Annotated in this window: 25 protein-coding genes; 9 read left to right on the plus strand and 16 right to left on the minus strand. The window is 67.0% G+C overall.

Features of this window, described 5'->3' with window-relative positions; all coding sequences use genetic code 11:
- Positions 1-4: 4 nt before the first annotated feature.
- Positions 5-1072 (plus strand): GGDEF domain-containing protein, encoded by a 1068-nt coding sequence (locus ACYQML_RS19170; protein WP_207412044.1) that lies wholly within the window; start codon positions 5-7, stop codon positions 1070-1072.
- Between the two features lie 51 nt (positions 1073-1123).
- Here ACYQML_RS19170 and ACYQML_RS19175 read toward each other — a convergent pair whose 3' ends face one another.
- Positions 1124-1501: a HesB/IscA family protein gene (locus ACYQML_RS19175; protein WP_056423941.1), complete on the minus strand. Its 378-nt coding sequence runs from the start codon at positions 1499-1501 to the stop codon at positions 1124-1126.
- A gap of 178 nt (positions 1502-1679) precedes the next feature.
- Here ACYQML_RS19175 and ACYQML_RS19180 point away from each other — a divergent pair, with 178 nt between their 5' ends.
- Complete coding sequence (locus ACYQML_RS19180) at positions 1680-2261, plus strand: Uma2 family endonuclease (RefSeq protein ID WP_461233729.1); 582 nt, start codon at positions 1680-1682, stop codon at positions 2259-2261.
- 6 nt (positions 2262-2267) lie between these two features.
- Here ACYQML_RS19180 and ACYQML_RS19185 read toward each other — a convergent pair whose 3' ends face one another.
- The 6 genes from ACYQML_RS19185 to ACYQML_RS19210 all read right to left on the minus strand — a co-directional run bounded on the left by ACYQML_RS19185 (position 2268) and on the right by ACYQML_RS19210 (position 9061).
- Positions 2268-2648 carry an SUF system Fe-S cluster assembly protein gene (locus ACYQML_RS19185; RefSeq protein ID WP_056423936.1) on the minus strand — a complete coding sequence of 127 codons (381 nt, stop codon included), beginning with the start codon at positions 2646-2648 and terminating at the stop codon, positions 2268-2270.
- Positions 2649-2761: 113 nt separating this feature from the next.
- Positions 2762-4006 carry a cysteine desulfurase gene (locus ACYQML_RS19190; RefSeq protein ID WP_056423934.1) on the minus strand — a complete coding sequence of 415 codons (1245 nt, stop codon included), beginning with the start codon at positions 4004-4006 and terminating at the stop codon, positions 2762-2764.
- A gap of 76 nt (positions 4007-4082) precedes the next feature.
- Complete coding sequence (gene sufD / locus ACYQML_RS19195; RefSeq protein ID WP_461233730.1) at positions 4083-5405, minus strand: Fe-S cluster assembly protein SufD; 1323 nt, start codon at positions 5403-5405, stop codon at positions 4083-4085.
- Positions 5406-5407: 2 nt separating this feature from the next.
- A complete protein-coding gene (sufC, locus tag ACYQML_RS19200; protein ID WP_056423930.1) occupies positions 5408-6160 on the minus strand; it encodes a Fe-S cluster assembly ATPase SufC in 753 nt (250 codons plus the stop codon).
- A gap of 195 nt (positions 6161-6355) precedes the next feature.
- On the minus strand, positions 6356-7825 hold the full coding sequence (sufB, locus tag ACYQML_RS19205; protein ID WP_056423928.1) for a Fe-S cluster assembly protein SufB: 1470 nt from the start codon (positions 7823-7825) through the stop codon (positions 6356-6358).
- 75 nt (positions 7826-7900) lie between these two features.
- Entirely contained in the window at positions 7901-9061 is a 1161-nt protein-coding gene (locus ACYQML_RS19210) for a cysteine desulfurase family protein (protein ID WP_461233731.1), read from the minus strand.
- Positions 9062-9326: 265 nt separating this feature from the next.
- Here ACYQML_RS19210 and ACYQML_RS19215 point away from each other — a divergent pair, with 265 nt between their 5' ends.
- Positions 9327-9983: an alpha/beta hydrolase gene (locus tag ACYQML_RS19215; protein WP_056423924.1), complete on the plus strand. Its 657-nt coding sequence runs from the start codon at positions 9327-9329 to the stop codon at positions 9981-9983.
- Positions 9984-10116: 133 nt separating this feature from the next.
- Here ACYQML_RS19215 and ACYQML_RS19220 read toward each other — a convergent pair whose 3' ends face one another.
- The 4 genes from ACYQML_RS19220 to ACYQML_RS19235 form a co-directional block, all read right to left on the minus strand.
- A complete protein-coding gene (locus ACYQML_RS19220; RefSeq protein ID WP_461233732.1) occupies positions 10117-10395 on the minus strand; it encodes a virulence factor in 279 nt (92 codons plus the stop codon).
- Positions 10395-10607: a DUF5397 family protein gene (locus ACYQML_RS19225; RefSeq protein WP_461233733.1), complete on the minus strand. Its 213-nt coding sequence runs from the start codon at positions 10605-10607 to the stop codon at positions 10395-10397. Before ACYQML_RS19225 ends, ACYQML_RS19220 begins: the two co-directional genes overlap by 1 nt.
- A gap of 54 nt (positions 10608-10661) precedes the next feature.
- Complete coding sequence (locus ACYQML_RS19230; RefSeq protein WP_461233734.1) at positions 10662-14780, minus strand: Pls/PosA family non-ribosomal peptide synthetase; 4119 nt, start codon at positions 14778-14780, stop codon at positions 10662-10664.
- 153 nt (positions 14781-14933) lie between these two features.
- On the minus strand, positions 14934-15518 hold the full coding sequence (locus ACYQML_RS19235; RefSeq protein ID WP_461233735.1) for a histidine phosphatase family protein: 585 nt from the start codon (positions 15516-15518) through the stop codon (positions 14934-14936).
- 182 nt (positions 15519-15700) lie between these two features.
- Here ACYQML_RS19235 and ACYQML_RS19240 point away from each other — a divergent pair, with 182 nt between their 5' ends.
- Positions 15701-16690, plus strand: coding sequence for a polyphosphate kinase 2 family protein (locus ACYQML_RS19240; RefSeq protein WP_461233736.1), 990 nt, complete (start codon positions 15701-15703; stop codon positions 16688-16690).
- A gap of 24 nt (positions 16691-16714) precedes the next feature.
- Here ACYQML_RS19240 and ACYQML_RS19245 read toward each other — a convergent pair whose 3' ends face one another.
- Positions 16715-17245, minus strand: coding sequence for a helix-turn-helix domain-containing protein (locus tag ACYQML_RS19245; RefSeq protein WP_461227593.1), 531 nt, complete (start codon positions 17243-17245; stop codon positions 16715-16717).
- Positions 17246-17381: 136 nt separating this feature from the next.
- Here ACYQML_RS19245 and ACYQML_RS19250 point away from each other — a divergent pair, with 136 nt between their 5' ends.
- A complete protein-coding gene (locus ACYQML_RS19250; protein WP_461233737.1) occupies positions 17382-18080 on the plus strand; it encodes an MOSC domain-containing protein in 699 nt (232 codons plus the stop codon).
- A gap of 72 nt (positions 18081-18152) precedes the next feature.
- Positions 18153-19307, plus strand: coding sequence for an AAA family ATPase (locus ACYQML_RS19255; protein ID WP_461235753.1), 1155 nt, complete (start codon positions 18153-18155; stop codon positions 19305-19307).
- Between the two features lie 23 nt (positions 19308-19330).
- Here the strand turns inward: ACYQML_RS19255 and ACYQML_RS19260 are convergent, their stop codons facing one another.
- The 4 genes from ACYQML_RS19260 to ACYQML_RS19275 all read right to left on the minus strand — a co-directional run bounded on the left by ACYQML_RS19260 (position 19331) and on the right by ACYQML_RS19275 (position 23077).
- Entirely contained in the window at positions 19331-20371 is a 1041-nt protein-coding gene (locus ACYQML_RS19260) for a hypothetical protein (protein WP_461233738.1), read from the minus strand.
- A gap of 94 nt (positions 20372-20465) precedes the next feature.
- Positions 20466-21311: an enoyl-ACP reductase FabI gene (gene fabI / locus ACYQML_RS19265; RefSeq protein ID WP_018043432.1), complete on the minus strand. Its 846-nt coding sequence runs from the start codon at positions 21309-21311 to the stop codon at positions 20466-20468.
- Positions 21312-21425: 114 nt separating this feature from the next.
- Positions 21426-22367 carry a DnaJ C-terminal domain-containing protein gene (locus tag ACYQML_RS19270; protein ID WP_056423910.1) on the minus strand — a complete coding sequence of 314 codons (942 nt, stop codon included), beginning with the start codon at positions 22365-22367 and terminating at the stop codon, positions 21426-21428.
- 182 nt (positions 22368-22549) lie between these two features.
- The gene (locus tag ACYQML_RS19275) at positions 22550-23077 is read right to left on the minus strand and encodes an RT0821/Lpp0805 family surface protein (RefSeq protein ID WP_405030601.1); all 528 of its coding nucleotides are present in this window, start codon (positions 23075-23077) and stop codon (positions 22550-22552) included.
- A gap of 90 nt (positions 23078-23167) precedes the next feature.
- Here ACYQML_RS19275 and pdxH point away from each other — a divergent pair, with 90 nt between their 5' ends.
- The 3 genes from pdxH to ACYQML_RS19290 all read left to right on the plus strand — a co-directional run bounded on the left by pdxH (position 23168) and on the right by ACYQML_RS19290 (position 25922).
- On the plus strand, positions 23168-23833 hold the full coding sequence (gene pdxH / locus ACYQML_RS19280) for a pyridoxamine 5'-phosphate oxidase (RefSeq protein WP_405030602.1): 666 nt from the start codon (positions 23168-23170) through the stop codon (positions 23831-23833).
- 210 nt (positions 23834-24043) lie between these two features.
- Entirely contained in the window at positions 24044-24766 is a 723-nt protein-coding gene (locus tag ACYQML_RS19285; RefSeq protein WP_056423904.1) for an SDR family NAD(P)-dependent oxidoreductase, read from the plus strand.
- Positions 24759-25922 carry a hypothetical protein gene (locus ACYQML_RS19290; RefSeq protein WP_461233739.1) on the plus strand — a complete coding sequence of 388 codons (1164 nt, stop codon included), beginning with the start codon at positions 24759-24761 and terminating at the stop codon, positions 25920-25922. Before ACYQML_RS19285 ends, ACYQML_RS19290 begins: the two co-directional genes overlap by 8 nt.
- Positions 25923-25925 lie beyond the last annotated feature (3 nt).

Consider the following 25925-nt stretch of genomic DNA (forward strand, 5'->3'; position numbering starts at 1 on the left):
GTTGATGAGCCACGGAAGCTACGGTGACAGGGAGCGAACCTTCGCACTGTCCGACCGCGCCAACGTGCTGATGCGGGATTACGGCTCCTCGGCGACCCCCCAGGCCTATTCCGTCTGGTATGCCTACGTGTCCGGCACCCAGCCGCTGATGAACGACGCGATCAAGAGGCTGACCACGGAGAATGGCAGCCTCTCCGATTCCGATGTGGATTCCCTCTACGAGACGTATGTCGACAGTCGCCGTCTCGTCGCCGCCACCGAGCGGATGAACGCGAACATGCTGGCCGAAATCGAGGGCATCATGGAGGTGATGGACCTCTCCCTCGGATCGACCGCGCAGTATGGCGCGTCACTTCAGGCGTTATCGCGCGATCTCGACGTCTCGGACCAGAACCGCGCCCGCGTCCGTGAGATCGTTACGACGCTCGTGGCGACGACCCGGGAGATCACCGCCAACAACCGCACGCTCGAAGCACGCATGCGCGAGAGTCGCAGCGAGATCGAGACCCTGCGCGAGACGCTGGAGGCGACTCGGCTGGAGAGCCTCACCGATCCGCTCACCGGGCTGTCTAACCGCAAGCATTTCGAGGAGAGTCTGCGCAAGATGGTCGAGGCCGCGGCGAACCAGGCGGTTCCCTGTAGCCTGATCGTCATCGACGTCGATTTCTTCAAGCGCTTCAACGACGTCTATGGCCACCTCACGGGCGATCAAGTGCTGCGCCTCGTCGCCATCGTCATGCGCGAGCACCTGAAGGCTCGTGTCACCCTCGCGCGTTTCGGCGGCGAAGAGTTCGGGATTCTCCTGCCCGAAACCGACCGGAACGCGGCCGTCGCAATCGGCGAGAAGGTCCGTGCCAGCGTGATGGGGCGTGAACTGGTGAAGCGGACCACGGGAGAGTCCCTCGGCAAGGTGACGATCTCCCTCGGGGTCGCGACCTCGCGACCGGGGGACACCGCCGTGTCGCTCCTCGAACGCGCCGACCAATGCATGTTCATGGCCAAGCGCGACGGCCGCAACCGGACCGTGGACGATTCCCGCGTCGCCTTGGACGTGCTCACCGCCGTCGCATGAAGGCCGAGCCGGTTCTGCCGGCCGGACCCTCGCGTCCCGGCCAACCCGGCCTCAGGCCGAGGCGCGCAGCACTTCGGGATTGGCCGGCGTGATCGCGACGGATTCGCCGCAGCCGCAGGACGAGGTCTGGTTCGGGTTGTTGAACACGAACTGGGACGATAGCTTGGTCGTCTTGAAGTCCATCTCGGTGCCCAGGAGGAACAAGACCGCCTTCGGGTCGACGAAAACCGTCACCCCGCGATCCTCCACCATGTCCTCGCCGGGGTTGCGCCCTTCCGCATATTCCATCGTGTAGGACATGCCGGCGCAGCCGCCGTTCTTGACGCCGACGCGGAGGCCCGCGATCGGCTTGTCCGCATCCGCGATGATGGCCTTGATCCGGTCCGCCGCCGCATCCGTCAGCGAAAGGACCTTGAAATTCTTGAGCATGAGATCTCTCCGGCAGCCGGGTTCAAGGCCCGGGCGGTTGAGGATGGCAGTACGCCGTTAAGATAAGGATGGCGAAGGCTGCGGTCCACTGCCGTGGGACGCAGCAAGGCCTGCATGGGTATGATATCGTTCGCACTGCGAGGCGGAGGGAGCGATGGCGGACGCGGGGCGGAGGACCATGACCCCGGAAGAGTTCTTCGATTGGCAAAGCGGTCAGGACGAACTCTACGAACTCGTCGACGGCCACCCGGTGCCGCGGCACCGGATTATGACGGGGGCGAGCATGCAGCACGACCGGGCGACGGTGAACATCATCATCAGCCTCGGCAATCAGCTCCGCGGCAAGCCATGCCGTCCGATGACAGCCGATATTGCCATCCGCACCAGCATCAAAGGTTTGCGTCGTCCAGAAGTGATGGTCGGGTGCGCGACGCTGGTGCCCGATACCTACGAGGCGCGGGAGCCGAAGCTGGTGGTCGAGGTGGCTTCGCCCTCAACCACCTCCATCGATCAGACCCGCAAGGTGGATGAATACAAGCGGCATCCGACCCTCGCCTACATCCTCCTCGTCGAGACCCTGAAGCCGCAGGCTTTGCTCTACGCGCGTGAGGGGGACGCCTGGGAGATAGAGACCTTCGAAGGTGTGGAGGCCGTCATCGCCCTCCCGGCGATCGGTGCCGCATTGGCACTGCCAGACATCTCTGACAGGCTGAGCTTCCCGCGGCGCCGGGATCTCGCCGCCGAAGAGCCGCCCCTCTGAACCGCGCTACCACATATCGAGGGCGACGCGGGCCTCGTCGGACATCCGGCTCTGGTCCCACGGCGGATCGAACACCATCGTGACGCTGCAGGACTGGATACCCGGCACGGCGGCGACCGCCGTCTCGACCCAGCCCGGCATCTCGCCGGCCACCGGACAGCCGGGGGCCGTCAGGGTCATGTCGATGGCGACCGTGCGGTCATCGGCGATGTCGACTTTGTAGATCAGGCCGAGCTCGTAGATGTCCGCCGGGATCTCGGGATCGTAGACGCTCTTCAAAGCGGCGACGATATCGTCGGTCAGGCGGTCGAGTTCCTCCGGCGGGATCGCCGAGGCGCTGGCGATGGCGGGGGTATTGGCCCCTCCGGTGATGGCTGCGTCGCTCATGGTGTCGTCCTCATGGTGAGTGCCGCGGATCGATCGTCTCCGACTTGCGACGACCGCCGCAGGCGCGGCGGCGCGCAATCGCACTCGCGGCGGCTTCGCCGCCGGATCTCGTCTCAGGTGAACATCATCTCGGCCTTGGCCAAGGCCTCGGCAAGCGCATCCACTTCGTCACGGGTATTATACAGGCCGAACGACGCGCGACAGGTGGAGGTCGCGCCGAATCGCGTCAGCAACGGCATGGCGCAATGAGTGCCGGCCCGGATGGCGACGCCGTAGCGGTCGATCACCGTGGCGATGTCGTGGGCATGGGCCCCCTTCATCTCGAAGGCGATGACGCCGCCCTTGCCCTTGGCGGTGCCGATCATCCGCAGTGAGTTCATCGCGCCGAGGCGCTCCTGGGCATAGGCCAGGAGGGACGCTTCGTGCGCCGCGATCCGGTCGCGCCCGACCCCCATCATGAATTCCAGCGCCGCACCGAGGCCCACCGCCTCAATGATCGCGGGGGTTCCGGCCTCGAAGCGATGCGGCGGATCGTTATAGGTGATCGCGTCCTGGCTCACCGTGCGGATCATCTCGCCGCCACCCTGATAGGGGGGCAGGCGCTCCAGCCATTCCTTCTTGCCGTAGAGCACGCCGATACCGGTGGGGCCGTAGACCTTGTGACCGGTGAAGACGAAGAAGTCGCAATCGAGCGCCTTCACGTCGATGGGTTGGTGGACCGCGCTCTGCGCCCCGTCGAGGAGCACCGGCACCCCGTGCGCATGGGCGATGCGGACGATCTCGGCCGCCGGCGTCACCGTGCCGAGTACGTTCGACATCTGGGTGATCGCCACCATCCTGGTGCGGGGGGTGAACAGCTTCTCGTACTCCTCGACGAGGAAGTTGCCCTCGTCGTCCACCGGCGCCCATTTGATCACCGCACCGCGCCGCTCGCGCAGAAAGTGCCAGGGCACGATGTTGGAATGGTGCTCCATGATCGAGAGGATGATCTCGTCCCCCTCCCCGATCTGGCCGAGCAGCCCCATGGAGGAGGCCACGAGGTTGTAGGCCTCGGTGGCGTTGCGGGTGAAGATGATCTCGTCGGTGGAGTCGGCGTTGAGGAATTGCCGCGTGGTCTCGCGCGCGCCTTCGAACCCTTCGGTCGCGGCATTCGCCATGAAATGCAGGCCGCGATGGACGTTGGCGTAGCCGGTCTCCATGCAATTCACCATGGCGTCGATGACCGCGCGCGGCTTCTGCGACGAGGCCGCGTTGTCGAGATAGACCAGCGGCCGGCCGTAGACTTTTTGGGCCAGGATGGGGAACTCGGCCCGGATCGCCTGGACGTCGTAGGGGGTGTTCGGGACGGGTGCGTTCATGGCGATACCTGTTGGGTGTCCGGCGCGCGCAACCCTTCCCCCCGATGCGAGGGGGAAGGGGCCTGTCGGAATGCGATCAGCCGCGCGCCGCGAGCCACGCCTCGACGGTTCCGACCAGAGCTTCGCGCACTCCCTCGTGGCTGACCGACTCGATGGCCGCCCCGAGGAAGGCCTGGACCAGCAGGCTCTCGGCCTGGGCCTTGGGCAGCCCGCGCTGCATCAGGTAGAACAGCAGATCTTCATCGAGCGCGCCGCAGGTGGCACCGTGACCGCAGGCGACGTCGTCGGCGAAGATCTCGAGCTCGGGCTTGTTCATCATCTGGCCCTCGTCGGACAGGATGAGACAGGCCGACATCATCTTGCCGTCGGTCTGCTGGGCCGCCTGCTGGACGATGATCTTGCCTTGGAACACGCCCGTGGCCTCGCCATCCACCACGGTCTTGAACAGCTCGCGGCTGACGCCGCCGGTGGCGGCATGGTCGGCCAGGAAGGTGGTGTCCGCGAGTTGCTTGCCGTTGAGCATGGCCGCGCCGTTCACCACCGCGCGGGCATCGGCCCCGGCGAAGTTCAGGTAGACCTGATGCCGGGAGAGCACCGCGCCCACCACGACGTTCACGGTTTCCACCGCGGCCTCGGCCCCGAGCTTCACGGATAGCGTCGACAAGGCCACGGCGTCGCGGCCCTCCGCGTTCAGGCGCGCATGCCGGAAGGTGGCGTTGTCGGCCACCACCACGTCCATGGCATCGTTGGGCTGGTATGAGATACCGTCCGGCCCCTCATGGCTCTCCAACACGAGCGCTTCCGCGCCCTCGCCCAGCGTTACGAGCACGCGGGTGGCGGTCGAGTAGGCTTCCGTGCCGGTGCCGATGAAGCGCAGGTGCAGCGGCGTCTCGACCTTGGCGCCGGCCTCCACGCTGATCAACGCGCCATCCGCCAGGAAGGCGGTGTTGAGCTGGTAGATCGGGTTCTCAGAGGCCTGACGAACGGGCGTCAGTTTCTCCAGAAGCGCGTTCCCGACGGTCAGCGCCTCGTTGAGCGGAGTCACGGTGATGCCGGCCGGGATACGGCCGAGATCCGACTGGTCTGCGATCAGGTGGCCGTTCACGAAGGTGAAGCGCACGGCCTCGATCCCGGCAAAGCCCTTCGCCTCTTCGACCGCCGCCTTGGCGGTGTCGGATGAGGGCATCTCGGCCGGGTGAGCGGCATCGCGGAACGCCGAGCGCAGATCGGTGTATTTGAACGCCTCGACCCGGCGGGTCGGCAGGCCCACCGCCTCGAAATAGCGAAAGGCCTCCTCGCGAGCGATGGACACGCCCGTGGGGTATTTCATCTTCGTGGCTTCGAAGAGTTTCGACAGTGCGGTCTCGGCCGCCGTGCGGAGCGGGGTGATGTCGGCCATGATCAGGCGGCCTCGCCCGTGCGGTACTCGGCGTAGCCGGAAGCCTCGAGCGCCTTGGCGAGGTCCTTGTCGCCCGACTTCACGATCTGGCCCTGCGACATCACGTGGACCACGTCCGGCACGATGTAGTCGAGCAGGCGCTGGTAGTGGGTGATGACGAGGAACGAGCGGCCCTGCGCGCGCAGCGCGTTCACGCCGCCGGAGACGATGCGAAGGGCGTCGATGTCAAGGCCGGAATCGGTCTCGTCGAGCACGCAGAATTTCGGCTCCAGTAGAGCCATCTGGAGGATCTCCATGCGCTTCTTCTCGCCGCCGGAGAAGCCGACATTGAGGGCGCGCTTGAGCATCTCCTTGTTGATCTCAAGCTTCTCCGCCGCGCCGTTCACCTTGCGGATGAAGTCGGGGGTGGAGAGCTCACCCTCGCCGCGCGCTCGGCGCTGGGCGTTGAGCGTCGCCTTGAGGAAGGTCATGGTGCCGACGCCCGGGATTTCCAGCGGGTACTGGAAGGCCAGGAACACACCGGAAGCGGCGCGCTCGTCGGGGCTCATCTCGAGGATGTTCACGCCGTCGAGCAGGATCTCGCCGTCGAGGACCTCATAATCCTCCTTGCCGGCGATGACGTAGGACAGCGTCGACTTGCCGGAGCCGTTGGGGCCCATGATGGCGGCGACTTCGCCGTCCTTCACGGTGAGGTTGAGACCGTTGAGGATCTGCTTGTCCTCGATGGCGACGGTCAGGTTCTTGATTTCGATCATTGCAGCAAAGTCCGTTCTAAAACTTGAAACGCGGAGCGACCCTTTCCCATCCGAGGAGAGGGGCGTGCCTACGGAGCGGGCGGATCGGTACGAAGTCCCGCAAGAGGGGGCGACCCCTCCGGGTCGCGCGCACCCCTCATCCGGCCCGCTTCGCGGGCCACCTTCTCCCGCAGAGGGGAGAAGGGAAAAACCGCCCTACCCCACCGAGCCTTCGAGGCTGATCGAGATCAGCTTCTGGGCCTCCACGGCGAACTCCATCGGCAGCTGCTGCAGCACGTCGCGGACGAAGCCGTTGACGATGAGCGCGGTCGCCTCCTCGTTGGAGAGGCCGCGCTGCTGGCAGTAGAACATCTGGTCTTCCGAGATCTTCGAGGTGGTGGCCTCGTGCTCGAACTGCGCGGAGGAGTTCTTCGATTCGATATACGGCACGGTATGCGCGCCGCACTGGTCGCCGATGAGGAGCGAGTCGCAATTGGTGAAGTTGCGCGCGCCCGTCGCCTTCCGGTGCGCCGAGACGAGGCCCCGGTAGGTGTTCTGCGAACGGCCCGCCGAGATACCCTTCGAGATGATCCGGCTCGTCGTGTTCTTGCCGAGATGGATCATCTTAGTGCCGGAATCGACCTGCTGCATGCCGTTCGACACCGCGATCGAGTAGAACTCGCCACGGGAATTGTCGCCACGCAGGATGCAGGACGGGTACTTCCAGGTGATCGCCGAGCCGGTCTCGACCTGGGTCCACGAGATCTTCGAGTTGGCACCCCGGCAATCGCCACGCTTGGTGACGAAGTTGTAGATGCCGCCCTTGCCCTCGTTGTCGCCCGGATACCAGTTCTGGACCGTCGAGTACTTGATCTCGGCGTCATCGAGAGCGACGAGTTCGACCACGGCGGCGTGAAGCTGGTTGTCGTCGCGCTTCGGGGCGGTACAGCCCTCGAGATACGAGACGTATGAGCCCTTGTCGGCGATGATCAGCGTGCGCTCGAACTGGCCGGTGTCGCGCTCGTTGATGCGGAAATAGGTCGAGAGCTCCATCGGGCAGCGCACGCCCGGCGGGATGTAGACGAACGAGCCGTCGGAGAAGACGGCGGAGTTCAGGGTCGCGAAGAAGTTGTCGGTCACGGGCACGACCGAGCCGAGATACTTCCGCACCAAGTCCGGGTATTCGCGGATAGCTTCCGAGATCGGCATGAAGATCACGCCGGCCTTCGACAATTCGGCCTTGAAGGTGGTGGCCACCGAGACCGAGTCGAACACCGCGTCGACGGCGACCCGGCGCTCGGGGGCGATGCCCTCCAGCACCTCGACCTCGCGCAGGGGAATGCCGAGCTTCTCGTAGGTCTTCAGGATTTCGGGGTCGATCTCGTCGAGAGACATCGCCGCCGGGCGCTTGGGCGCCGCGTAGTAGTAGATGTCCTTGTAATCGACCTTGTCATAGGAGACCCGCGCCCAGTCGGGCTCCTGCATGGTCTGCCAGCGCTTGTAGGCGTCGAGGCGCCAGGCCAGCATCCATTCGGGCTCGTCCTTCTTGGCCGAGATAAAGCGGATCACGTCCTCGGAGATGCCCTTGGCGGACTTCTCCATCTCGATCGTGGTCTCGAACCCGTACTTGTACTGGTCGAGGTCGATCGAGCGGACCCGGTCGATGGTTTCCTGCACTGCAGGCATTGCACGTCTCCTGACCTACACCGGCGTCAAGGGCCGGGGGTTTTCGCGAGAGGATGGCTTGGGATGGGCGGCGCTTCAGGCCGCCTGCCCTCGCCGTTGATATAGGGTCCCCACCAGCCGTTCGAAGGCCGTGAGGAAGCGTGAGCGGTCGCTTTCCGCGCTGTTCCAGCCGAAACTGACGCGGAGCGCCCCCGCAGCCAGCGCGGGGCTCACGCCCATGGCGGCCAGGACCGTCGAGCGGGCGACCTTGCCCGACGAGCAAGCCGACCCGGACGAGAGGGCGATTCCGGCGAGATCCAGCGCCATCAGCGCCGTTGCCGCATCGAGTCCCGGCACGGCGAAGCACAGGGTATTGGGGAGCCTTGGCGCACCGCTCCCGAAGACGACGGTATCCGGGGCGATGCGACGAAGGGCGGCTTCCGTCCCGTTTCGGAGGTCGGCATCGATGCCGGCCAGATGCACCCGAGCGATCCGCGCCGCTTCGCCGAGGCCGACGAGACCCGGCAGGTTCTCGGTTCCGCAGCGCTGCCGCGATTCCTGGCCGCCGCCCCGGATGAAAGCCCGATCCAGCGCGACGCCTTCGGCGAGCACGATCGCGCCGGTGCCCTTCGGCGCGGCGAATTTATGTCCGGACAGGGTGAGGGCATCGAGGCCGAGCCCCGCAAAATCGAGAGGGATCTTCCCTACCGCCTGCACTGCGTCGCTATGGACGAGGGCACGGCCATGCGCTTTGGCCAGGGCGACGATCTCGGCGAGGGGCTGGACCACGCCGGTCTCGTTGTTGGCCGCATGGACGGAGACCAGCACCGATTCGTCGCGCGCTCGCTCCAGGGCCTGCTTCAGTGCGGCCAAGTCGATCAGGCCGGAGGGGTGAACCGGTACGATCTCCACCGATCCGGGCGCGAAGCGGTGTCCCGCCCCGACGCAGGCATGCTCGGTGGCGCTCATCAGGAGACGTGTCGGCGCCGCGGCTCCGGTCCTGATCAGAGCGCCCGACAGGACTGCATTCGCCGCCTCGGTGCCGCCGCTGGTGAAGATGACGCGGCTCTGGCCAGCGCCGATCAGGGCGGCGACCTGGTCGCGCGCGGCCTCCAACGCAGCCTTGGCGGCACGGCCCTCGTGATGGATCGACGAGGGGTTGCCGGGCAGTTCCAGCGCGCGCGCGACCGCTACCGCCACCTCCGGACGAACCGGAGATGTCGCGTTGTGATCGAGATAGGCGCGCGAAATAGTCATGCGTTGGTCAAGGCCCGAACCCACATTTCCTTGCTTTTGCCCCCCGTCATCATGCTAAGGCCCCGGCACCACACGTCTTCGCCAAGCGCCGAGCCTCGAGGGGCGACCGATCCCAAGTCTCTGGAAACGAGTCAGTTTAGAATTATTCTAATCATCTAGAATTATTCTAAGAGCGTTTTTAAGAGTGCGGCGCTCCGAGTCAAGGCGCGTTGGCCGACAGGATGGGTTGCTTTCAGCGAGCGGCGCCAGGAGTTTTGGAAAGACCATGCCCGAAGTCATCTTCACCGGACCCGCCGGCCGTCTCGAGGGGCGCTACCAGGCACCCAAGAAGAAGGGCGCGCCGATCGCGATCGTGCTGCATCCGCATCCCCAGTTTGGGGGGACGATGAACAATCAGATCGTGTACAATCTTTTCTATACCTTCGCCAATCGCGGCTTCGCGGCGCTCCGCTTCAATTTCCGCGGCGTCGGCCGCAGCCAGGGCAACTTCGACCATGGCACGGGTGAATTGTCCGATGCGGCCTCGGCGCTCGACTGGGTGCAGTCGGTCAATCCCGAGGCGCGGGCCTGCTGGATCGCCGGCGTCTCGTTCGGCTCGTGGATCGGCATGCAGCTTCTCATGCGCCGCCCCGAAATCGAGGGCTTCATCTCGATCGCGGCCATGGCCAACCGCTACGACTTCACCTTCCTGGCTCCCTGCCCGTCCTCCGGCCTGTTCGTGCACGGCTCCGAGGACCGCGTGGCTCCGGCCCGCGAGGTGATGCCGGTCATCGAGAAGGTGAAGGTGCAGAAGGGCGTCATCATCGAGCATCAGGTGGTCGAGGGCGCCAACCACTTCTTCGACGGCAAGGTCGACGAGCTGACCCAGACGGTCGACACCTATCTCGACAAGAGGCTCGGCCCGAAAGAGCAGGTAGGGTGAGACAAACGGACGGGACCGATCCGTCGCCAGCGATTTTTCTTTAAAAAAGCCGGCGTGGCGCCAAGCTCCGCCGGCTTTTTTCGATCGGAGGAACGTCATGCCCGGCAATCGGCCGAGACATGCCGGGCTTCGCCTAACCCTTGATCAAGGCGGTGAAATCCGACCATTGCTCGACACGGAAGGCCCTGATGTCGCGCACGGATCGGGGAAACCAGCTCAGCCCCTTCAGGGCCGTGATGGCCGAGAACAGCTTAGCCAGATCCTCGTCCTTGCTGGTGTAGAGACTTCCTTGCATCCAATCGAAACCATGCCCGGAACGCGTGGTGCGGATGTCAGTATAGGCTTGCGACACGCCTTTGGGATGATGGGTCTGAGCCTCTGCGACCACGAGATCGAACGCGATGGCGAACATCAGCGCTCTCTGGGATCGTCCAAGACGTCAGCGAGTCGATAATTGATCTCCTCGCTGGTCTCCAGCACGCGAACGCGCAAGATCCGATCGCCATCCGCAGGCGTATCGCCCACACTGACGATCTCGTAGACGGGACCGACCTGGCCGAACCGCCGCCACGTCCCGACGAGGCCCTGCAGGTTTGGAAGTGAAACAGGTGCCATATTGTTCATGGCGTCATCCTACAGCTTTTTGCGGACCGTCCAACGGGAAGAGCAAGCCCCGAGTCAGGCCCCCGCCGTCTTTGCGTGAATCACCGGCACTGCCGGCGCGCCTTCCCATTCCGAATGGCCCGGGATCGATTCGCCCTTCATCACGATGGTGAGCGGGCGCAGGCGGGCGTAATCGCCGACCTTGGTGTCGTAGAGGACCGTCGAGAAGGCCCCTACCGAAACGCCCTTGCCCACCACCACGCGGCCGACCTTCATGATCCGGTCCTCATAAAGATGCGTCTGCAGGGCCGAGGTCCGGTTGATCACCGAATAGTCGCCGATGGTGACGCAGTCGAACTCGGTGATGTCGGTGGTGAGCATGCAGACGCCAGAGCCGATCTTCGCGCCGAACAGGCGCAGCATCCAGGGCAGGAACGGCGTGCCGACCAGGTGCTCCAGCAGAACCTTGCCGGCCAAGCCCCAGTACAGCACGGCCACGGCCTCGGTGCGCATGGCCCACCATGACCACATCGGCTGCATTCCTGGCTGGTAGGCCCCCATGAGCAGCCATTTCACCCCGATCACCGTGAAGGACTGGATGAAGGCGATGGCGACGCTGACGGCGACGAAGCTGACGGCGAGACCGGTCCAGTCCTGGGCCAGGATGGCGGGGTAGAAGTAGAAGTCGATGGCCGAGATCGCGAGGGTGATGAACAGCATCGGCGAGAACGAGGTGGAGAAGGCCTCGAAGATGCCGCGCCGGAGCTTCGGCCCGATGCCGGGCTCGTAGGTCTGCGCGTTGGAGCCGAGATCGACCTTCTGGCGCGAGGGGAGTTTGATGGGCGGCGAGCCGAACCAGGTATCCCCCGGCGCCATCAGGTCGTTGGCGGGCGGCTTCGACTTGATGCCCACCAGCATGTCGTCGGGGATCACGGCGCCCGGTGGCACTACCGCGTCGTTGCCGACGAAGACGCGGGCCCCGGTGCTCACGGGATGCATGTGCATCCAGCCTCGGCGGATTTCCTCCTCACCGAACACGACCTCGTCGGCGATGAAGTTGCGCGCGCCGACATCCGCCAGATCGTAGCGTCCGGCGAGGTTGGTGGAGATCTCCGCCCCCTGCCCCATCCGCGCGCCCATCAGCCGGTACCAGGCCCGCATGTAGACGGTGGCGAAGAGTGAGGAGAGTGTCTCCAGCGTCACCTCGGCGGCGAGCGCCACGGCCCATTTGCGCAGGTAGAATCCGCTATGCACCGAGTAGGTGCCGGACGAGACCCGCGGCAGCACCAGCCAGCGGATGCCGGCGATGAGGAGCACCGTGCCCGCCGTCATCAGCATGGCGGTGGGCCAGGTCAGCAGCGGCAGATACCAGTGGTAGTCGATATCGGTGATGTCGCTGAGTGAATCGCTGAGCTGGTCGAAGATGTAGAACGCGGGGAAGATCGGCAGCAGACCCACGGCCGGGATGGCGGCGAGCAGGAAGGCGTAGACGGCGAGGAAGCCGGCGCGCCGGCGGGGCGAGGCCCGGGCGGCCTCGGGCAGGACGGAAGGGTCGGCCATGCCGACCTTGCGGCCGGGTGAGCCGTCCCATTGCTCGGCGCGTTCCACCACCGTGCCGGTGGGGATCGTGGTGAGATCGGCGATCTCGGCAAAATCGCCGATCGTCGTGTCCGGGCCGATGACGCAGGACGTGCCGATGGCCACATCGGCGCCGATGCTGACGGTGCCGATGATGAGTTCGTCGCCCACCACTTCGGCATTGGCGATGACGAGGCGGCCGCCGAGGGAGGCCCCTTCCCCGACGCTGAGCAGGTCGGGCGCGCCGACCTCGATATCGGAGATGAGGGCATCGGCACCGATCTTCGCGCCGAGGAGTCGCAGGTAGATGGCGATGGCGGGCGAACCCTGGAGCCATTTCACGTGGACGAGCGGGGTCAGCCGCTGCGTCAGCCACCAGCGGTAATAATAAACGCCCCAGAGCGGGTAGCGGCCGGGCTTGGTGCGCCCGAGGATCAGCCATTTGGCGCTGATCGCGATGCAGGCGGTGACGGCGTTGATGCCGATATAAACCAGCAGCAGCACAGCGATCTCGCCGAAGAAGCCGAGCGAACCGCCTGTGAGCAGCAGGTAGGTGACGAAGATTCCGAGCCATTGCGACGTGGCGAGCGCGATGACGAATGGCAGGGCGATGGCCTGCGCGGTCCCGCAGAGGATGCGGCGCAGGAGCGGCGGCGCCACGAATCCGAGGTCACGCACGGCCATCTGGGTGCCGACGCCGCCGGTGCGCTCGATCAGCGCCTCCGACATGGCCCGGAGGGTGCGCCGGGTATAGACGTCCTGCAGGGTGATGGCCGCGAGGGCGGGCGCCTCGCGCACGGCGCCGACGAACCGGGCCGCGAGTAGCGAGTGGCCGCCGAGATCGGCGAAGAAATCGGCCTCGAACGGAATCGGCTGGTTGCCGAAAACCTGTTTGGCGGCGGCCAGCATCGCCGCTTCGGTCTCGTTGTTGGGCAGCTCCTGCTCGCCCGACAGGTCGGCGACGGTGAGGATCGCGATGCGCAAAGCCTTGCGATCGACCTTGCCCGAGGTCAGGCGCGGCAGCACCTCCACCACCTCGAAATGCCCCGGCACCATGTAGGGCGGCATTTGTTCGGCGAGGGTGTGGCGCAGGGCGGCCTTGTCGAATTCCGTTCCCCGCTCGGGGATCAAGAAGGCGACGAGGCGGTCGACGCCATCGTCCTGGCGCAGGACCACCGCCGCCTGATTGATACCGGCCTGTGCCTGGATGCGGGATTCGATCTCGCCGAGCTCCACCCGGAATCCGCGGATCTTGACCTGGTCGTCGATGCGACCGTGGAAGACGATCCGCCCCTGCGCATCGAGGGAGACCGCATCGCCCGACCGGTAGAGCACCGGGTCGGTCCCGTCGGAGGGGAACGGGTTCGCGACGAATTTCTCCGCCGTCAGCTCGGGCCGCTGGAGATAGCCCGCCGCCACGCCCGGGCCGCCGATGAGGAGTTCTCCCTGCTGGCCGGGGCCGAGCAGGTCCAGGCTCTCGCTGGCCACATAGACGGAATAATTCGGGATCGGCCCGCCGATGGTGACGGGCTCGCCCGGCCGCATCTCGGCGGCGGTGGCGACGACAGTGGCCTCGGTCGGACCGTAGGTGTTGAACAGCTTCCGCGATCCCGTGGCCCAGCGGGCGACTAGGGGCTCCGGCAAGGCCTCGCCGCCCAGCAGCACGAGGCGGACGCTCGGCAGCGTCTGTGACAGCATGGCGAGCAGCGTCGGCACCGTGTCGAGCACGGTGACGCGGTTCCGTGTCAGGATGTCGGGCAGCGCCTCGACATCGCCCATCATCGCCGGGCTGGCGACGAACAGCGTCGCGCCGACCAGATAGGGAACCCAGATCTCCTCCATGGAGAGATCGAACGCCACCGAGGCGCCCTGGAACACCACGTCGTCGGGCCGCATCCCGTAGAGCGCGTTCCCCGAGCGCAGGAAGTGGCAGATGTTGGCGTGGCTGATGACGATGCCTTTCGGCACCCCGGTCGAGCCGGACGTGTAGATCAGGTAGGCGGGATGCGCGGGGGTCAGGCCGGCGCCGCGCGGGTCGGGACGGGGCGCATCCGCCGGCACTTCGGCGAGAAGCGCCTCCGGGGTCAGGGCCGGCTTGGCCGCCGGCGCCTGGGGCGCAAGGGCGGGCGAGACCAGGAGCAGCTTCGCCTCCGCATCGTCGAGGCAGACGGCGACGCGGTCGGCCGGTGCCTCGGCGTCGAAGGGCAGCCAGGCCGCTCCCGACATCGTGATCCCGATCTGGCTGATCAGCAGGTCGGGTCCCCGCGCCATCCAGAGTCCGACGACGTCGCCGGGGCCGATTCCGCGATGCGCGAGGCCGCGGGCGATGGCGCCCGCGCGAGCCTCGACCTCGGCATAGGAGAAGGCGGGATGACGGCCGGCCGCGTCCCGGCTCGCGCCGTCGATGATGGCGGGATGGTCCGGGCGCAGGCGGGCGCTGTCGGAAAAGACTTCTCCCAGAACCTCGTCCCGGATGAGGTCCGGGCGGCTCTCCCCGCGTAGTACGGCCTTCCGCTCCGGCGCTCCGCCGCCGCTATGCGACCCGGTCTCGCCCCATTCGGCCTTGTCCACAAACGACTCCGCCCGAGGCCGGGTCGTCTCGGCGAGACTGCTCATCCGATGCTCCGCTGCCGGCCCCGCCGCTGCGAGGCCGTCCTTTTGACCGGGTTAGGCGCCCGGATCGTGCCGAAAACGCGGCGCCCCGATGTGGTCGCGCCCTCTAGCACGTTTGCCGAGCCGCCTAGAACTGGTCTTCACGGAGAAAGCACGTCAGGCCCAGTGCCAGCGGGCCCGGTCCAGGACGAGGACGCTGCCCTGGCGGATCGCCATCCGGGGTGCTTCGCGGATGCTGGCATAGCCCAGGATCACCAGAATCGCGCGGGCGACGCCGCCATGAGCGACGATGACCGCCGGCCGCTGCAACTCGGCGATCGCCGGTCTCACCCGTTCCACCAGCATGGCGTAGCTTTCGCCATGCTCGCCGGGCGGGCGGTAGCCCCAACGGTCGCGGTCCCGCGCCAGGGCGCTGCCGCTGTCACGCCGACGGATCTCGGCCCAGGTCGAGCCTTCCCAGGTGCCGAAGCTGATTTCCTTCAGCCGAGCATCGACGGCGTAGTCCTGCGGTCCGAGGTCGAGGCGGGCCCGGAGGACTTCCATCGTCTGCCGTGTGCGCTGGAGCGGGCTCGCGACGAACCGGGCCTCGCTGAGGCTGTCGCCCGCTACGGCTTTCAGCCGCTCGGCCACGCTTTCCGCTTGGCCCAGGCCCGTGGCATTGAGGGGCACGTCGCGCTGGCCCTGGAGTCGGCCGGCCGCGTTCCAGTCGGTCTGGCCGTGCCGGATGAAATACACCGTCATGCGCGCCGGCCGGCCATGGCGGCGTGCCGCGCTGCCCCGGAACGGCCAAGGCCGCGGATCGTTGTCGCGCTCAAGGTTGCTCCACGCGTTACGGGCATCGGCGGGTCGCCTTCCCGGAGAGGCGGCTCGCCCATGCGGTGCCCGCTGCATCGATTGAATATCGTATAAGGTGAGTTGTGATCATGTCGAAGAAGCGCGGCAAGCGGCATTCGGGCCAATCGGACGACATGGGTCGACATAAACCCAAGCCGCCGGCCCGCCGGCCCGAATCGGACAAGCCGCCCTCCTCCGCCGCCTGGGCTCGTTCGGCGATGCGGTATCCCGACCGCGCGAGCCCGATCGACACGGCCTCCATCGCCTCCTGCGCCGCCGCGGGCATCGTCACGGTTCAGGCGGGCGAAGCATTGGATCTGGCCGCGATCGACGCCGATGCCGATGGCGGGCTCGACAAGGAGGCGTCCAAACAGGCGCTTCTCGTCGAGCATGGCCGCATCCAGGCACTGCAGGAGCGGCTCTATGCCGAGCATCGGCGCAGCCTCCTCGTGGTGCTTCAAGCTATCGATACCGGTGGCAAGGACGGCACCATCCGCTCGGTCTTCGAGGGGGTGAACCCGCAAGGGTGCCGGGTGTGGTCGTTCAAGGTCCCGAGCGCAGAGGAGCGCGACCACGACTTTCTCTGGCGCTACCACGCCAAGGTGCCGGGGCGCGGCATGATCGGCGTATTCAACCGCAGCCATTACGAAGACGTGCTCGTGGTGCGGGTGAAATCCCTGGAGCCGGAGGACGTATGGCGGCCGCGCTACGACCTCATCAACGATTTCGAGCGGATGCTGACCCTGTCGGGCGTCACCGTGCTGAAGTTCTTCCTGCACATCTCGAAGGACGAGCAGAAGGAGCGCCTGGAGGCGCGGATCGCCGACCCCGAGAAGCATTGGAAATTCGATGCGGCCGACCTCGTCGAGCGCCAATCCTGGGATGCCTATCAGAGCGCCTTCACCGATGCCCTGAGCCGTTGCTCCACCCCGCACGCGCCCTGGCACGTGGTGCCGGCCAACCGCAAATGGTACCGCAACCTCCTCGTCGCCCGCACCATCGCCAACACCCTGGAGGCGATGGACCCGCGCTATCCGGACGCTCAGCCGGGCATCGCCGAGCTGACGGTGCCGGATTGAGGGGGACGATGCCGCTGCGTCGCCTCATCCGGTAATGATCACCAGCACCGATGCCGGTGCGCTGCCGAGGCGGCGGAGACGGTGCGGCAGGCCGCCATCGTAGGTGGCGCAGTCGCCGATACCGAGGGCGACGCTGCGGTCCGCCACGACAAGTTCGACCTCCCCTGCCAGGACATAAGCGATCTCCTGGCCGCCATGGGTAGGACGATCCTCGGTGAGGAACGTCTCGCCCGGTTCGACCATGTACAGAGCGGCGGCCCGTCCCGCCTCGGCCGGCAGCAGAGCGTGAACCGCATAACCGGCGTCACGGGTCGTGATCCTGGCCCCGGCGCGCGCGACGATCACGTCGTCTGCGGCGGCCTTCTCCCCGAACAGTTCGGACATGCTCGCCCCGAGCCCCATCGCGATGGCCTCCAACGTGGCCAGGGATGGAGCCTTCTGACCGCGCTCGATGCGCGACAGGTGGCCCTTGTGGACCCCGACGCGGGCGGCGAGGGCATCGAGGGTGAGATGGCTGCGGCGTCGAAGCGCCCGGATGCGTTGTGCGACCGACATGCCCCCACATGACCGGCTTTCACCGGGTCGGCAACGCGATGCGCCGTTGACAAATCGAAGACCGAGGGACAACGAAGGATTCATTAGACAACAAGTTGTCTCATGGTTTGTCGGGGGTGATTTCGGTGGGGTGACCATGCGTGTGATGATCGAGGCCGTGCTGGTGGGGCGCATCGCGCCTCTGGCTCCGACCGGGAAGCCCAGTGGCATCGATAAGTCGGCCTCGGCCGGCCTTGTGCGGATCGGGTTCGAGGGGCTGGACGGCGACGAGCAGGCGGATCGTCGTAACCATGGCGGGCCGGAGAAGGCTGTCCATCACTATCCGCTCGATCATGCTCCTGCCTGGCGAGCCGACCTTCCCGGAGCGCCAGCCCTGGTCGAGCGGCCGGGTGCTTTCGGCAAAAATCTCTCGACCCACGGGCTCACCGAGGCCGACATCTGCATCGGTGACCTTTGGCGCGCCGGTACCGCCCTGCTCCAGGTGAGCCAGGCCCGTCAGCCGTGCTGGAAGCTGAACGCCCGGTTTGGTGTGACCGACATGGCCGTGCGCGTGCAGAAGACCGGGCGGACCGGGTGGTATTACCGCATCATCGAGACTGGCACGGTCGGGGCGGGAGACGATCTCGCGCTGGTGGAACGGGCGCACCCAGACTGGCCGCTGTCGCGGCTGCTGCGGGTCTTCTATGTCGACCGGCTCGATCGGGCGGCGCTGGCTGAGATCGCCGCCCTGCCGTCCCTGTCGACGTCCTGGCGAACCCTTGCCGCACGACGCCTCGACAAGGGCCAGGTGGAAGATTGGAAACCCCGGCTGCAGGGAGATGCAAGCACCGCCTGACCCTCCCGAGCGCTTGCTCGCGATGGCCGCATGCGCTTCGACTGGCCCCGCATCTTCGGCGAAGGCGGCCCCATGCTCACCGTCCGTAACATCTCCTCCACCGGGTATCGGTCCCTCAGGCGTATTGGCTTCCCGGTGGAAGCTCTCTCCGTGTTCATCGGTGGCAACGGTGTCGGCAAGACCAACCTCTACCGGGCGCTCGAACGCCTGCAGGCCGCCGCCGCCGGCACGCTGGTGCGTGATCTCGCGGCGGAAGGCGGGATGGACTCGGTCGTCTGGGCCGGACCACGCAGCGGCAAGGGGCCGGTGCGGGTGGGATGGTCCGTCGAGCTCGGCGACGAGGCGGCTTCCGTCGCCTACGGATACGAGATCGAGGTCGGTCTGGTGCCCCAGTCGGAGGACCGCCCCAGGGGAGCCGCCTTCCGGCTCGAACCGCAGATCAAGCGGGAGCGGCTCACCGTCCTGTCGGGCCGGCGGCCGGCGGTCATGCTCGAGCGTGACGGGCCTTCCGGCTTCGTGCGCGGCGATGACGGCCGCAAGCGCTCGCTCGGCTCGAGTCTCCTCGCCACCGAAACCGCGCTCGCGGCACTTCAGGACGCGGTGGCGTTTCCCGAACTGCATCTCGTCCGGCATGCGCTACTGGATTGGCGCTTCCACCACGATTTCCGCACCGACGCGGCCTCGGCCCTGCGCCGACCCTGCCTCGCCGTCACCACGCCGACCCTGTCGTCGGACGGATCCGACCTCGCCGCCGTCTTCGCCACCCTCCGGCACATCCGCGAGGACACCGTCGATCTCGACGGGGCGGTGGCCGATGCCTTCCCCGGCGCGCGCCTCGTCATCCCGTCGCCCGGCCGCGAGGCGAGCTTCGGGATGGTCTTTCCCGACTACCCCAAGCGCGTGTTCGAGGCCGCCGAGCTGTCGGACGGGACGCTTCGCTACCTCGCCCTCGCCGGGGCCCTCCTCGCCTACCGGCTCCCGCCCTTCATCGCCCTCAACGAGCCGGAGACGAGCCTCCACCCGGACCTGCTCGATCCCCTGGCACGGATGATCGTGACCGCGTCGCGTCGCACACAGGTCTGGCTGGTAACCCATTCGGAGCGGCTGGCCGACGCCATCGGAAAGCAGGGCGGCGTGTCGCCCCGCCGGGTGGTCAAGCGGGAGGGGGCGACCTGGATCGAGGGGCTCAAGCTGTCGGGAGAGTTCGCGGAAGCCGACGACGCGTGACTGGGGCTCTCATGCTCAGCTGGTCATGCCCTATCGCCGTGGTCGGGCCGCCAGCGCCGGAGAGATCCCGGCAGCGTCCGTATCATCGCCCCGCCGATCCTGTCGGCATGGCGCTGGTAGAGGATACCGAGGCCGATCAGGCCGAGACCGATGAGCGACAACGCGAAGGGGAAGAGCAGCGAGTCCTTGAACACCCGGCTCGCCAGATCGCCGAGATAGAGCGCCACGCCGATGGCGCCGAACACCGCGTAGATCCGCCGCGAGAGGAAAATGGCGAGGCCGATGAGTGCGACGTTCATCAGGGCGTAGAGTGCCTTCGCAACCTCGCTGTCGGAGAATTGCCACGTCACCGCGCCCCAAAAGGTGAGGATGCCTGCAACATGGAGCCAGAACGCGTAATCCGTCCGCTTCTGGCGTAGGTCCACGGCCCAGGCGAAGGCGATGAGGCCGAATCCGAACCAGAGCGAGATCGTCCGGCGGGTTTCCCAGTCGAGATCCGGCCCCGTGGCCCAGAGGCCGATATCCATGGACAGGAACCATAGGGCCACCGCCGCGATCACCGTGATGAAACCGAAGCGCGTAGCACGCAGGGCGATGGCCGAGGTCAGGAGCGTCGCCGCTTCCATGGGCACCCAGCCGCCCTTGATCCAGGCGAAGACGTCGCGATAGGCGCCCGGCCGGCCCTGCTCGCCCCAGCCGCAGCTCTCCTGCAGGCCGTAGACGGCGAGCGGCGTCATGGCGACGGCGCAGGCGATGAAAAGGCCGCCGGGGACCGGCAGGTCGTGCGCGATGCGAAGGTGCCGCCCGGCGGCGACGAAGGCCGCCGCGTAGACCAGGGCGGTGGCGGTGAGGGCCGGTCCGCCCATCATCCCGAAGGCTAGGGTCGAGAACAGGCCCATCGCCCCGATGACCACCAAGGCGCCGGCATACCAGAGCACATGGGTGAGATCGAAGGCCGCGCCGCGGCCCGGCTGCGCGGCGTAGAAGGCGGCGAGGGCGCGTGCCTGGTCGGAGGTGATGATCCCGGCGGAGGCCGCGTCATCGAAGTCAGGGCGAGTCTTCACGATGACGGGGCCTCGGCGGAAAGCGGCCCCGGACCGGGTCGGTGTTCCGCCCTGCTCGCCCGGGGCGGACGGCGCGAAGCGCTCGCGGCCCACCTCACTCCTTGCTGTCGAGCCTCAGATCCGGGGCGTCCGGGTTCTTCATGCCGACCACGTGGTAGCCGGCATCCACATGGAGGATCTCGCCCGTCATGCCGCGCGACATGTCGGAGATGAGATAGGACGCGGTCTCGCCGACCTCCTCGATCGTCACCGTGCGCCGCAGCGGCGCGTTGTACTCGTTCCACTTGAGGATGTAGCGGAAGTCGCCGATGCCGGAGGCGGCGAGCGTCTTGATCGGCCCCGCCGAAATGGCGTTGACGCGGATCTTCGAGGGGCCGAGATCGGCCGCGAGATAGCGCACGGAGGCTTCCAGCGCCGCCTTGGCGACGCCCATGACGTTGTAATGCGGCATCCACTTCTCTGCGCCGTAATAGGTCAGGGTCAGGAGCGAGCCGCCATTGGGCATCAGCTTCTCGGCCCGCTGGGCCACCGCGGTGAACGAGTAGCAGGAGATCATCAGCGACTTGGTGAAGTTCGCCTCCGAGGTCTCGACATAGCGGCCGGTCAGCTCATCCTTGTCGGAGAAGGCGATGCAATGGACGACGAAGTCGATCCCCTGCGGGAAGACACGGCCGGCTTCAGCGAAGACAGCATCGATGGAGGCGCCGTCGGTGACGTCGCAATGCCCCACCACATGGGCATCGAGCTCGCGCGCCAGCGGCTCGACCCGCTTTTTCAGGGCATCTCCCTGGTAGCTGAAGGCGAGCTTAGCGCCATGCGCATGGGCGCTCTTGGCGATGCCCCAGGCGATGGACCGGTTGTTGGCGACACCGAGCACCAGACCGCATTTCCCGGCGAGCAGGCCGCCGACGTGATCGTGTACCGGGTTCGTATCCGCCATGGGTCACCTGAGCGAGAGGCCGTCGCGCGCCGGAGCGGACCCGTCCGGACCTGGGGGGAAGCGCTCGCGCCGAGGCATCCTTAGCGGAGGTGCGCCGGTGACGGAAGTCCGGGCCTACGCCTGTCCAGTGCCGGTGCGGGCCGCTCGACGCGCATTGGCATAGGCGATGAGGTTCTCGTCCTCGCTCGCGGGCAGCGAGATCGCCGTGGTGGCGAACAGATCGCCGCGGGTGCCATCCTTCTTCGGCAGGCCCTTGCCCTTTAGGCGGAAGGTCCGGCCCGAACTCGTCATGGCCGGAACACGCATCTCGACCGCGCCGGTGAGGGTGGGCACGCGGATCGGGCCGCCGAGGATCGCATCCTCGAGGGCGAGGTCGACGGAGGTGCGCAGATCCGCCCCCTCCACGGTGAAGCGCGGATGCGGCAGGATGCGGATGGTCAGGAGGGCGTCGCCCGGCGAGGAGCGTGGGCCGCCCGGGTTGCCGAGCCCGCGCAGGCGGATGGTCTGCCCGTCCACGACGCCTTTGGGGATCACCACGTCCACGTCGCGTGAGCCGAGGGAGATGCGCAGCTTCTCCTCGCTCGCCACCTGTTCGAGGGTCACGGAGAGTTCGGCGGCGAGATCTTCGCCTTTCATCGGTCCCCTCGCGCCCGGACCGCCACCGGCACCGCCCCGGAACGTGTCGCCGAACAGGTGCGAGAAGATATCCTCGCCGATCCCGCCGCCACCGGCCCGGCTGCGCGCGGCGCTCTCGAAGTCGAAGCCCGCGGAGCGGGCGCCGCCCGGGCCACCACCGAAGCCGCCGAACCCATCGAAGCCGGATGGCGCACGAGGCCTGCCGTCGGAGTCGATCTCGCCACGATCGAACTGGGCGCGCTTGGTCGCGTCGCCGAGGATCTCGTAGGCGCTGTTAGCCTCCGAGAAACGGTCCTTGGCCTTGGCATCGTTCTTGTTGGTGTCGGGGTGGTAGGCCTTGGCGAGCTTGCGATAGGCCTTCTTGATGTCGGCCTCGCTGGCGCCCTTGGCCACACCCAGCACGTCGTAGGGATTGCGCATCGTCTGTTATCGGTCTCGGTGCCGCACGGGGCCGGGCTCATGCCCGCTCCCTGTCGAAATCTTCCGCTATGTGGAATGGCTGTTGCTTCTTTGCAACGGTCGTTCGACAGGATTCGACGGTTCGATCCAGGCGTCAACCCATGGGTCCGCCGGACGATCCCTGGCGGCGGACGATCTTGCCCCTACCCTTTCGCTTTCGCCATGCGGACGCGGGTCAATTCCCACTCTCCCCCTGAAGGCTTGCACCCGGTGCCGCGAACGAAGCGGCTGCGGACAGGGGCGATGACCGAGGCGAGGAAGTCGCGGCAGATCAGCTCGTTGGCCACATAGGGAAGTCCCGTTGGGCTGATCGATCCGCGCAGGGACGAATCCGGGTTGTCCCATTTGACCGGACGGCCGTTGCCCTGTGGATCGAGGGCCACCGCCAGAGCCGCATGGGCCCGGCGCCAATCCTCGTCGCTCATCTCGTTGCCGAAGCTCTTCGGGCGCTTGTCGATGCTTCCCGTGACCAGGGGCTCCGGGACAGTCACTTCCGGTTCCGCCTTGCTCTCACTTTGGAAAGTGAGGATCGGAATGCCGCAGCCGGCGAGCGACAAGGCCACCGCCACGCCCCCCGACATCAGCATGGCGGTGCATCGGACGCGGGCGAAGCAGGGTGCGGCGCCGTCACGGGTGACGGCGGGTAGGGCTTTACTCTCGCTCCGACGCATTACACCTGTTCTCACGACGTGACTTGAACGACGACAAATCGTGTCCCACGTCGGTGCCCCCGACCCGGATCTCACTCACAGGATTACGCCTTGGATCGGTTAAGGATCGATGAGCCGGCCCCGTCCGGCATTGTCTCACCCCCCTCGTCCCCCCTCGGGGCCGGTGGAGACTTCACGCTGTCCACAGACCCCTGGGCATTGTTCGCCACTTGGATGGGCGAGGCCGAACGCGCGGAGCCCGAGGATCCCAACGCCATGGCCCTCGCCACGGCCGGCTCCGACGGGCTGCCGGACGTACGGATGGTGCTGCTGAAGGGCGTCGATGAGCGCGGCTTCGTCTTCTATACCAATGTCGACTCGGCCAAGGGCGAGGAGCTGGCGCAGAACCCGCAGGCCGCCCTGGTCCTACATTGGAAGAGTCTGCGCCGCCAAGTGCGCGCGCGGGGCCCGGTGAGCCACGTGTCGCTCGAAGAGGCGGATGCCTATTTCGCGAGCCGTCGCCGCGAGAGCCGACTTGGCGCCCATGCTAGCCGCCAGTCACGCCCCCTCACGGACCGTGCTACTCTGGAAGCGGAGGTTGCCGCCCTGTCGGCCCGCTACGAGGACCAGCCGGTCCCGCGCCCGGAGAACTGGACCGGGTTCCGCATCGCCCCGGTCTCGATCGAGTTCTGGCAGGACGGCCCCTACCGCCTCCATGACCGCGTCCGCTTCACCAGGGACGGCAGCGGCTGGAATGGGGCGAGACTGTATCCTTAAGGGCTGGAGTTCCGCCGCCAGACAGGTTCCCTCGCGGCAAGAGTTTCCTGGAGCGATTCCAGTCTTGCTGCGACGCGGGATCGACCCTGGATTTCCCGGCCGCCGCGGCTTAGACCTTGGCATGGCACGGCGGGATGATCTCGGCTGTCCACCGCCTCCGAATCCTGAGGAACGGCTTTGGCCATATCGAGCAATGAACGCCGCCGCGTCATGCTGCTGACGGGCGCAAGCCGCGGAATCGGCCACGCCACGGTCAAGCGCTTTTCCGCGGCCGGATGGCGGGTGATCACCTGTTCGCGTCACGCCTTCCCGGAGAATTGTCCGTGGGAGATGGGGCCGGAGGATCACCTCCAGGTCGATCTCTCCGACCCGGAAGATACGATGCGCGGCGTCGCCGAAGTGGCCGGACGCTTGGCGGATGAGGGCGGCCTGCTCCATGCCCTGGTCAACAATGCCGGCATCTCGCCCAAGGGCGCCAATGGCGAGCGCCTCGGCGCCATCGCCACGGAATTCGGCGACTGGCGCAAGGTCTTCCAAGTCAACGTCTTCGCCCCTCTGCTCCTGGCGCGCGGCCTCTGCCAGGAACTCACCCGCGCCAAGGGTTCCATCGTCAACGTCACCTCGATCGCGGGCTCGCGCGTCCATCCGTTCGCCGGTGCGGCCTACGGCACGTCGAAGGCGGCGCTCGCCGGCCTGACCCGCGAGATGGCCAGCGATTTCGGGCCCCTCGGTGTGCGGGTGAACGCGATCTCGCCCGGCGAGATCGACACGGCGATCCTGTCGCCCGGCACCGACAAGATCGTGGCCGGCATCCCGCAGCGGCGCCTCGGCACGCCCGACGAGGTGGCCAAGGCGATCTACTTCCTCTGCACGGAGGCCTCGTCCTACGTGAACGGCGCCGAGTTGCACATCAACGGCGGCCAGCATGTCTGAACGAGGTGCGCGCTCGGCGCTCCTCGCGGTTTCCCTTCTCGTCGCTTCGTCCCTGAGCCCGCAGCCGGTCCGAGCCGACCCGGTGGTGACGATCCTCGACCTGCCGTTCAGGGCGCGTGCCCTGCGCGGCCCCGGCAGCGAGGTGTCCCTTGCGGTGGCGACCTCCGGCTTCCTTCCGCTCGCCCGTCCCAAGGGATTGAAGGGCGAGGTGGTGGAGGATGTGCCGCTGGCCGTCCTGTGGGGCGACGAGGGCGGTGCGGCGCTGACCCTCGCCGACGGCAAGGTCGCCACAACCCTGCTCGGTGTCGAGGCCATCGACGGCCTCATCGCTTCCGAGACGCCGCGCGGCGCCATTCCCGGCACCCGGCGCGCGACCCTCGGTGCGGTCAGTGCCTACCTGTCCGATTCCGTCCGTCCCAATGCCAGCGAGCCCGAACGCGCGGCCACGCTCACCATCCGCGAGCGCCAGCCGGTGGGAATGAGCGCCGACCCGAAGCCCGTGCCCATCGTGACCACCGCCGTCGCCGCCGGGGCCGGGGCGGCCTTCGCCCTGCGCCGACCGATTGCCGTCCTCGTCGATGGTCGGCCGGTCGTTGTCGCGGTGACCGCACAAAGCGGCGGATCGGCTTTGGCCATTGTGGGCAAGACCGCAGCAGCAGTAAGCAAGCCCCCGGCGGAAGCCGACAAGGCCTGGACCGTCCTTGCCCGAAGTCCCGTCCAGGAGCCGGGAGCGGGCGGGCAGGCGCTGACCCTCGCGGCGATCGGCGACGTGTCGAAAGCCGGACAGCCCCGTATCGTCGCCGTGGCGGCTCCGGACGGGGCCGGCATCCTCCAGCTTTGGGCCTATGAGGGTGGAGCCCTTCGCCTGATCGGAGAGGCACCAGGCTACACCACCCTGTCCCCAGGCGAGGGCGGGGCCGATCTGTCGGCCCTTGTCGATGCCGATGGGGATGGCGTCCCGGAACTCGCTGTGCCGGTGGCGGATCGGAGCGCCCTGGCGATCCTGTCGTTGAAGGACGGCATCCGCGAGGTCAAGCGCGTTCCCCTGCCCGGCCTTGCCGCCTTTGGCGTTGCCGCCATCGGCCAAGGCACCCGCACGCGCCTGCTCGTCGGCCTTGCCGACGGCCGGGTCGCGCTCATCTCTCCGCAACCGTGAATC

This window comes from Methylobacterium sp. CM6244, from assembly GCF_054817885.1.

Coding starts and splice junctions, on each gene's coding strand:
- ACYQML_RS19215 (WP_056423924.1), top strand. CDS start 9,327: ATGCCCGAAGTCATCTTCACCGGACCCGCCGGCCGTCTCGAGGGGCGC.
- ACYQML_RS19290 (WP_461233739.1), top strand. CDS start 24,759: ATGTCTGAACGAGGTGCGCGCTCGGCGCTCCTCGCGGTTTCCCTTCTC.
- ACYQML_RS19245 (WP_461227593.1), bottom strand. CDS start 17,245: ATGTCGGTCGCACAACGCATCCGGGCGCTTCGACGCCGCAGCCATCTC.
- ACYQML_RS19270 (WP_056423910.1), bottom strand. CDS start 22,367: ATGCGCAATCCCTACGACGTGCTGGGTGTGGCCAAGGGCGCCAGCGAG.
- ACYQML_RS19225 (WP_461233733.1), bottom strand. CDS start 10,607: ATGAACAATATGGCACCTGTTTCACTTCCAAACCTGCAGGGCCTCGTC.
- ACYQML_RS19275 (WP_405030601.1), bottom strand. CDS start 23,077: ATGCGTCGGAGCGAGAGTAAAGCCCTACCCGCCGTCACCCGTGACGGC.
- ACYQML_RS19230 (WP_461233734.1), bottom strand. CDS start 14,780: ATGAGCAGTCTCGCCGAGACGACCCGGCCTCGGGCGGAGTCGTTTGTG.
- ACYQML_RS19175 (WP_056423941.1), bottom strand. CDS start 1,501: ATGCTCAAGAATTTCAAGGTCCTTTCGCTGACGGATGCGGCGGCGGAC.
- fabI (WP_018043432.1), bottom strand. CDS start 21,311: ATGGCGGATACGAACCCGGTACACGATCACGTCGGCGGCCTGCTCGCC.
- ACYQML_RS19240 (WP_461233736.1), top strand. CDS start 15,701: ATGTCGAAGAAGCGCGGCAAGCGGCATTCGGGCCAATCGGACGACATG.
- ACYQML_RS19250 (WP_461233737.1), top strand. CDS start 17,382: ATGCGTGTGATGATCGAGGCCGTGCTGGTGGGGCGCATCGCGCCTCTG.
- sufC (WP_056423930.1), bottom strand. CDS start 6,160: ATGATCGAAATCAAGAACCTGACCGTCGCCATCGAGGACAAGCAGATC.
- ACYQML_RS19255 (WP_461235753.1), top strand. CDS start 18,153: ATGCTCACCGTCCGTAACATCTCCTCCACCGGGTATCGGTCCCTCAGG.
- ACYQML_RS19220 (WP_461233732.1), bottom strand. CDS start 10,395: ATGTTCGCCATCGCGTTCGATCTCGTGGTCGCAGAGGCTCAGACCCAT.
- ACYQML_RS19185 (WP_056423936.1), bottom strand. CDS start 2,648: ATGAGCGACGCAGCCATCACCGGAGGGGCCAATACCCCCGCCATCGCC.
- ACYQML_RS19210 (WP_461233731.1), bottom strand. CDS start 9,061: ATGACTATTTCGCGCGCCTATCTCGATCACAACGCGACATCTCCGGTT.
- ACYQML_RS19180 (WP_461233729.1), top strand. CDS start 1,680: ATGACCCCGGAAGAGTTCTTCGATTGGCAAAGCGGTCAGGACGAACTC.
- sufB (WP_056423928.1), bottom strand. CDS start 7,825: ATGCCTGCAGTGCAGGAAACCATCGACCGGGTCCGCTCGATCGACCTC.
- ACYQML_RS19170 (WP_207412044.1), top strand. CDS start 5: ATGAGCCACGGAAGCTACGGTGACAGGGAGCGAACCTTCGCACTGTCC.
- ACYQML_RS19235 (WP_461233735.1), bottom strand. CDS start 15,518: ATGACGGTGTATTTCATCCGGCACGGCCAGACCGACTGGAACGCGGCC.
- ACYQML_RS19190 (WP_056423934.1), bottom strand. CDS start 4,006: ATGAACGCACCCGTCCCGAACACCCCCTACGACGTCCAGGCGATCCGG.
- sufD (WP_461233730.1), bottom strand. CDS start 5,405: ATGGCCGACATCACCCCGCTCCGCACGGCGGCCGAGACCGCACTGTCG.
- ACYQML_RS19285 (WP_056423904.1), top strand. CDS start 24,044: ATGCTGCTGACGGGCGCAAGCCGCGGAATCGGCCACGCCACGGTCAAG.